The organism is Burkholderia sp. (assembly GCF_018375725.1).
Classification (GTDB): Bacteria; Pseudomonadota; Gammaproteobacteria; order Burkholderiales; family Burkholderiaceae; genus Burkholderia.
Genome location: NZ_JAHACR010000262.1, coordinates 1 through 6,118 on the forward strand (window position 1 = coordinate 1; position 6,118 = coordinate 6,118).

The 6,118-nt window shown below is 61.3% G+C and carries 4 protein-coding genes and 2 pseudogenes; all 6 read left to right on the top strand.

The window, feature by feature from the left end; genetic code table 11:
* Positions 1-264 precede the first annotated feature (264 nt).
* Entirely contained in the window at positions 265-1,821 is a 1,557-nt protein-coding gene (istA, locus tag KH616_RS20130; protein WP_011875599.1) for an IS21-like element IS408 family transposase, read from the top strand.
* A 16-nt stretch (positions 1,822-1,837) separates the two neighbouring features.
* Positions 1,838-2,335 (top strand): annotated as a pseudogene (gene istB / locus KH616_RS20135) (IS21-like element IS408 family helper ATPase IstB); the annotation flags it as partial.
* A 140-nt stretch (positions 2,336-2,475) separates the two neighbouring features.
* Positions 2,476-3,693, top strand: coding sequence for a tyrosine-type recombinase/integrase (locus tag KH616_RS20140; RefSeq protein WP_069263875.1), 1,218 nt, complete (start codon positions 2,476-2,478; stop codon positions 3,691-3,693).
* A complete protein-coding gene (locus tag KH616_RS20145; protein WP_069263160.1) occupies positions 3,690-4,667 on the top strand; it encodes a tyrosine-type recombinase/integrase in 978 nt (325 codons plus the stop codon). The genes KH616_RS20140 and KH616_RS20145 overlap by 4 nt, the downstream gene beginning before the upstream one ends.
* Positions 4,664-5,695: a tyrosine-type recombinase/integrase gene (locus KH616_RS20150; RefSeq protein ID WP_069263164.1), complete on the top strand. Its 1,032-nt coding sequence runs from the start codon at positions 4,664-4,666 to the stop codon at positions 5,693-5,695. The genes KH616_RS20145 and KH616_RS20150 overlap by 4 nt, the downstream gene beginning before the upstream one ends.
* 109 nt (positions 5,696-5,804) lie before the next feature.
* Positions 5,805-6,059: pseudogene (istB, locus tag KH616_RS20155) on the top strand (IS21-like element IS408 family helper ATPase IstB); the annotation flags it as partial.
* Between the last annotated feature and the right edge of the window lie 59 nt (positions 6,060-6,118).

Below are 6,118 nucleotides of genomic sequence, written 5' to 3' on the forward strand. Positions count from 1 at the left end.
TGCGTATTCCGGCGAACGTGATCACGCATTTCGGCGGATCGTGATCATGGATTCCGAATGATCGTGATCACCCGTTTCGGTTGATCGTGATCGCTGATCACAGGTTTCCGAAACGCGTGATCACGATGCCGGAATGAGCGATCACGGGACCGAAACGGGTGATCACGTAACCGGAACGTAATCCGGGTTTGAGTCTGGCGGTGGCGTTGCGCATGTATTCACCGACGGCGTTAGCCTGCTCCCTTTTTTGCGGGAGAAGTGCCGATGCCGACACCTCGGATGAGCATGCGCAAATTGAAGGAAGTCCTGCGACTAAAGTGGGCGTGTGGCCTGACGCATCGGCAGATCAGCCGGGCTATCGGCATCAGCGTCGGTGCCGTCTCGAAGTTCGCGGCCCAAGCCAGCCAGGCGGGACTCGATTGGGCGGCAGCCGAAGCAATGTCCGACGACGAACTGGACGCGCGCCTGAGGCCTGCGGCAACCAATGCCGCGGCGACGACGACGCGACGCATCGAGCCCGACTACACGGCATTGCATCGCGAGCTGCGCCGCAAGGGCGTGACGCTGCAACTGCTGTGGGAAGAATACGCTGAAGCGAACCCCGGCCAGCGGACGTACCGCTACACGCAGTTCTGCCAGAAGTACAAGGACTGGGCGAAGTCGATCAAGCGCTCGATGCGTCAGCAGCACCGCGCCGGCGAGAAGCTGTTCGCGGACTTCGCGGGTCCCACCGTGCCGGTCCTGGCGAGCGATGGCGGCGTCGAGTTCGAGGCGCACGTGTTCGTTGCCGTGCTCGGCGCATCCAACTACACGTTCGCGTGCGCGACGCGCACCGAGACGATGGCGGACTGGATCGGCAGCCTGTGCGATGCGCTAGAGTTCATTGGCGGCGTGCCCGAGCTGCTCGTGCCCGACAACCCGAAGGCGCTGATCGCGCGACCCGACCGTTACGAACCCGGACTCGGCACGACCACGCAGGACTTCGTGAACCACTACGGCACCGCGATGCTGCCGGCGCGTCCGCGCAAACCGCAGGACAAGGCCAAGGTCGAAGTCGGCGTGCAGATCGTCGAGCGCTGGGTGCTGGCCCGACTGCGCCACTATCGCTTCTACAGTCTGGCTGAACTCAACAAGGCGATTGCAGAACTGATCGCCGACCTAAACCAGCGCCCGTTCAAGCGGCTCGAAGGCAACCGGCGTGAATGGTTCGAACGGCTGGACCAACCCGTCCTGCGCCCGTTGCCCGTGCGTCGCTACGAGATCGCCACCTTCCAGAAGTGCCGTGTGAACATCGATTACCACGTCGATGTCGGCGGCCACTATTACAGCGTCCCGCATAGCCTCGCACGGCAGGAGGTCTGGGCGCGTATCACACGCCACGGCGTAGAGATCCTGCATGGCGGCAAGCGTGTCGCTGCGCACGCTCGCTCGCGCCTCAAAGGCAAACACACGACCATCGCCGAACACATGCCGGCTGCGCATCGCGCGCACATGGAATGGACGCCTGGGCGCCTGCTCAACTGGGGCGCATCCGTCGGCCCCGGCGCCGAGGCTGTCGTGCGGCATCTGCTGACCAACAAACCTCACCCCGAGATGGGCTATCGCGCCTGTCTCGGTCTTCTCTCGCTCGCGCGCAAGTACGGCAAACACCGCCTCGAGGCCGCATGCCAGCGTGCATTGAAGATCGGCTCGCCCACGCGTCGCTCCGTGCTGTCAATCCTGGAAGCGGGACTTGACCTGCAGCCCTCGCTCCCGACCACGCCCGCCGAATGGCGCTCGCCCGAGCACGAGAACGTGCGCGGCCCCGACTACTACCACTGACCCGAAGGAGGTCACGATGTTGATGCAGCACACCCTTACCCAGCTAAAGGCGCTCAAACTGGACGGCATGGCTCGCGCGTTCGAGGAGCAGTCAACGCTCACGGCAAGCACCAGCCTGTCATTCGAGGAACGCGTGGGCATGCTCGTAGATCGCGAGCTGGCCTGGCGTGATACGCGACGACTCGAACGTTTGCTGCGCGCCGCGAAGCTCAAGAACCCACAGGCCTGCGTCGAAGACATTGAATACCGGCAAACCCGTGGGCTGGACCAGCGCATCGTCGCCACGCTCGCCGGCTGCGACTGGGTGCGCAATGCTCAGAACCTGATCCTGACCGGCCCCACCGGCGCGGGCAAGACGTGGCTCGCTTGCGCGTTCGGCCAGCAGGCGTGCCGGCAGGGCTTCTCCGTGTTCTATGTGCGCGTCGCGCGGCTGTTCGAAGAGCTGAAAATCGCGCACGGCGACGGCAGCTTCACACGTCGGCTTGCGCAACTCGCGAAGATTGATGTGCTGATCCTCGACTTATGTGCAGCGCGCGGTTATGTGGAGTTTCCCTCTGGGCGCTGCTTCGGCGCCGCGTTGTGCCAGGAGTCCGTCAACATAACTTCGTCGTGGGAGTAGCGTAGTTCCTCCGATCACCGTATTCGGAGGGCACCATGCTTCAGGAATTGTTTCCGAAGGTATATCGCCGCTATGAGGGATCCCGGTTCGCCGCCGATCTTGAGGGTTTCGCTGCCTGGTTGCGTCGAAGCGGATATTCTCGCAACAGCACCTGCGATCATTTGTTTCGGGCAAAGCAAACGCTTGAACGCATCGACGGCGCCGAGCCCGGTGGAGCGTTTGCCAGCGAGCATCTATACACGGCATTTACGTCATCGCGATTCCCTGCGCTGTATCGAGGCACACAGCGAGCATTCGAACGCTTCCTGTCTTCGCGAGGCAGATTGATTCGGGCCGAACCGGATGACCCATTCGGAGCCCTGCGCGGTCACTATCTACAGCACCTTCGCGAGCTACGAGGATTCGCCGCCGCGACCGTCGCCCAGCACGACTCGACTCTCAGGGACTTCCTGAGCCGGACAGCATTGCCCGACCAAACGCTGCGGACGTTGAGCGCTACGGACGTCGAGGATTACATCCGGATCAAGAGCCGGGAAGTTACCCGGCAGACGCTGCAGCACATCATTGCGCATCTGAGAGCGTTCTTGCGCTATTGCGAAGACCGTGGCGATATCACGCACGGACTGCATTGCATTGACACGCCACGGACCTATCGTGCCGAGTTGCCTCCGCGTGCACTCGACTGGAAGCTGGTGCCGAAGCTGGTTAATTCGGTGGACCGTCACAGCCGCACCGGCTGGCGGGATCACGCAGTCCTGCATTTGATGGCGTACTACGGTCTACGAGCATCAGAAGTTGCCGCACTCTCGCTGAGTTCTATCAACTGGGAAGCGCGGACGCTTCACGTTCAACAGCGCAAGACCCGTTCGGTCCTGGTATTGCCATTGGCGGACAGGACCATAAATCTGCTACGGCGCTATCTCCGGTGTGGCCGCTCTGGAAGTGATTGCCCCGCTTTATTCCTACGAGCACGAAGCCCGGCCGGGCCCCTGACCCACTATGGCGTGGTCGAGATCTTTTGCAAGCGCGCCAGGCTGAGTGGCTTGCCAATCACGAACAGCTCCTCATATGCGCTGCGACACGCGTTCGCGATGCGTCTCCTGGATCGAGGCGTGGGCACGAAGGCCATTGGCGATATCCTGGGACACCGCAGCCTCGAGAGCACGTGCGTCTACCTGCGACTGGACATTGCCATGTTACGTTCCGTCGCGCTGCAGGTTCCGACGCTCTCGAATTCGCGGAGGCAGCCATGAGCATCTCCACGTCCGTGTTTGCCATGGAGGCTGCGATCACGGATTACGTCGCCCATCAACGCGCCCTCGGTCGTGGCTACCGCAACGAAGAACGCATCCTGCTGTCGATGTGTCACTGGCTCGCGCAGTCCTCAGTTCGGGAGCTCGATCAGGCAAGCTTCGATCAATGGTGCGATACCATGCACCATCTGGGGCCGAATACGCGTCGCGCCAGACAGTTGATGGTGCACAAGTTCTGCCTGTTCAGACAGCGCACCGAGCACGAGTGTTTCGTGCCCAATCCGCTGTACTTCGCGCGACCCTGTCCGTACATCCGCCCGGTCATTGTGCAGCCGGATCAGGTGGCACGAATGCTGGTCGCGGCCACGCACCTGACGCCGACGCTGGGCTCACCGCTACTACCCGCCGTGACGCGCATCGCCATTGTGCTCCTGTATACGGCGGGGTTGCGGCGCGGCGAACTGCTGCACCTGACGCTACGAGACGTTGAACCCAAGTCCGGGGTGTTGCAGATTCGGGAGTCGAAGTTCCACAAGAGTCGGCTGGTGCCGCTATCAACCGGTGCCGCACGCGAACTTCGGCTTTACCTATGCAAGCGCCTCAACGCTTCGCTCGGCACCGGCCCGGAAACGCCACTGTTGTGCAATACGACACGAGGTCTACGTGGATACACCGGCACGGGAATCAGCCGTCTCATACATGCACTCTTTGAGCTTGCTGACGTTCGCGATGCCGAGGGACGATGTCCGCGAATTCACGACTTGCGGCATAGCTTTGCAGTCCAGGCTTTGATCCGGTGGTATCGGGAAGGCGCGGACGTGCAGTCGAATCTCCCGAAACTGGCCATCTACATGGGGCACGTCTCGATCGTATCGACGGCATACTACCTTCCATTCGTTCCGACGATCGCGGCGCTCGCAAGTGAACGCTTCGAGAAGCATTTAGGCCACGTGCTCGGCGGGAGTAAGCCATGAAACCGCGCAAACCGACCGAGCTCGGCCGATGTCTGCTGCGCTTCTTCCAGGACTATCTGCCCACACTGCGCGGCGTCAGCGTGCACACGATACGGAGCTACCGGGATGCCGTCGTCTTGCTGCTGCAGTTCACCGCCCGAGAGAGCCGGCGCCCAATCGAAACCCTGGATCTGAGCGATCTGAATGCCGACCACGTAAAACGATTCCTCAAATACCTTGAGTCCGAGCGCGGCAACAGCATCGCGACGCGCAATGCTCGGCTCGCCGCCATTCATGCATTTGCGCGTTTCGTGATTGCCGAGCATCCCGAACATCTGGCGCCGTTTCAGCAGGTACTCGGGATACCTTTTAAGCGGGGAGCGCGGGAGGCACCGATCGAATATCTGGAAACGGCTGAGATCGATACACTGCTGACCACCATCGACCAGAGTCGACCTGCGGGGCAACGCGACTTTGCACTGTTCGCGCTGATGTTCAACACCGGCGCTCGTGTGCAGGAGATCCTTAATTTGCGGATCTGTGACCTGCGGCTCGACCCACCACCACAGGTCCGGCTGCGTGGCAAGGGCAACAAGGTGAGAGTGTGTCCGATCTGGCCGCGCACTGCGCAGCTTCTGCGCGAACTCATTCGCACTCGTCCCCTGGTCGCCCAAGGCTCGGCCGAACTGCCTGTCTTCGTCAATTGCCGCGGTACTCAGATGAGCCGGTTTGGCGTGAGCTATCTGCTGCGCAAATACATGCTCATCGCGAGCACCCGGAACCCAACCCTTGCGCACAAAGAAATCCACCCGCATTCGCTCAGGCATACCACCGCGATTCAGTTGCTGAAGGCCGGCGTAGACTTTGCGACTATCAGTCAGTGGCTCGGCCACGCGAGCCTGAACACCACGATGCGCTATGCGCGTGCCGATATCGATCTCAAACGTCAGGCACTCGCGCAGGTGTTCCCAGAAATCCTCGCGCCTCCACGAGGTGGAGCATTCATCTTGAACGGCGCTGACCTGGTTGGCTGGCTGCGTAGACTTTGACCCGTTATGTGCAGTCGAGGCGGGCTCAAACCAGGCCGGTTCGCCTTGCTGCACAATCTCTCCACATAACCGCGCGCTACACATAAGTCGAGTAATGTTGCGCGCAACATTACTGGACGATTGGGGCTTGCAGGATCTCGACCAGGCGGCGCGCAATGATCTGCTTGAGGTACTTGATGATCGTGTCGGTACGCGCTCGACTGTGATCACCAGCCAGTTGCCGCTCGAACACTGGCACGCGTGGCTGCAGGACCCCACGCTCGCCGATGCGATTCTCGATCGGCTCGTGCATCAGGCCCACAAGCTTCCGGTCAAGGGCGATTCGATGAGAAAGAAAACGAAATCCGAGTCCGCTGACGCCTGATCGTGATCACCGTCGCTATAATCCATTGACCGCGCAACACCACCTTCCAGACTGATCAC

Excerpts from the sequence above, each read along its gene's own strand:
- istA (WP_011875599.1), top strand. The coding sequence starts at position 265 with ATGCCGACACCTCGGATGAGCATGCGCAAATTGAAGGAAGTCCTGCGA.
- KH616_RS20140 (WP_069263875.1), top strand. The coding sequence starts at position 2,476 with ATGCTTCAGGAATTGTTTCCGAAGGTATATCGCCGCTATGAGGGATCC.
- KH616_RS20145 (WP_069263160.1), top strand. The coding sequence starts at position 3,690 with ATGAGCATCTCCACGTCCGTGTTTGCCATGGAGGCTGCGATCACGGAT.
- KH616_RS20150 (WP_069263164.1), top strand. The coding sequence starts at position 4,664 with ATGAAACCGCGCAAACCGACCGAGCTCGGCCGATGTCTGCTGCGCTTC.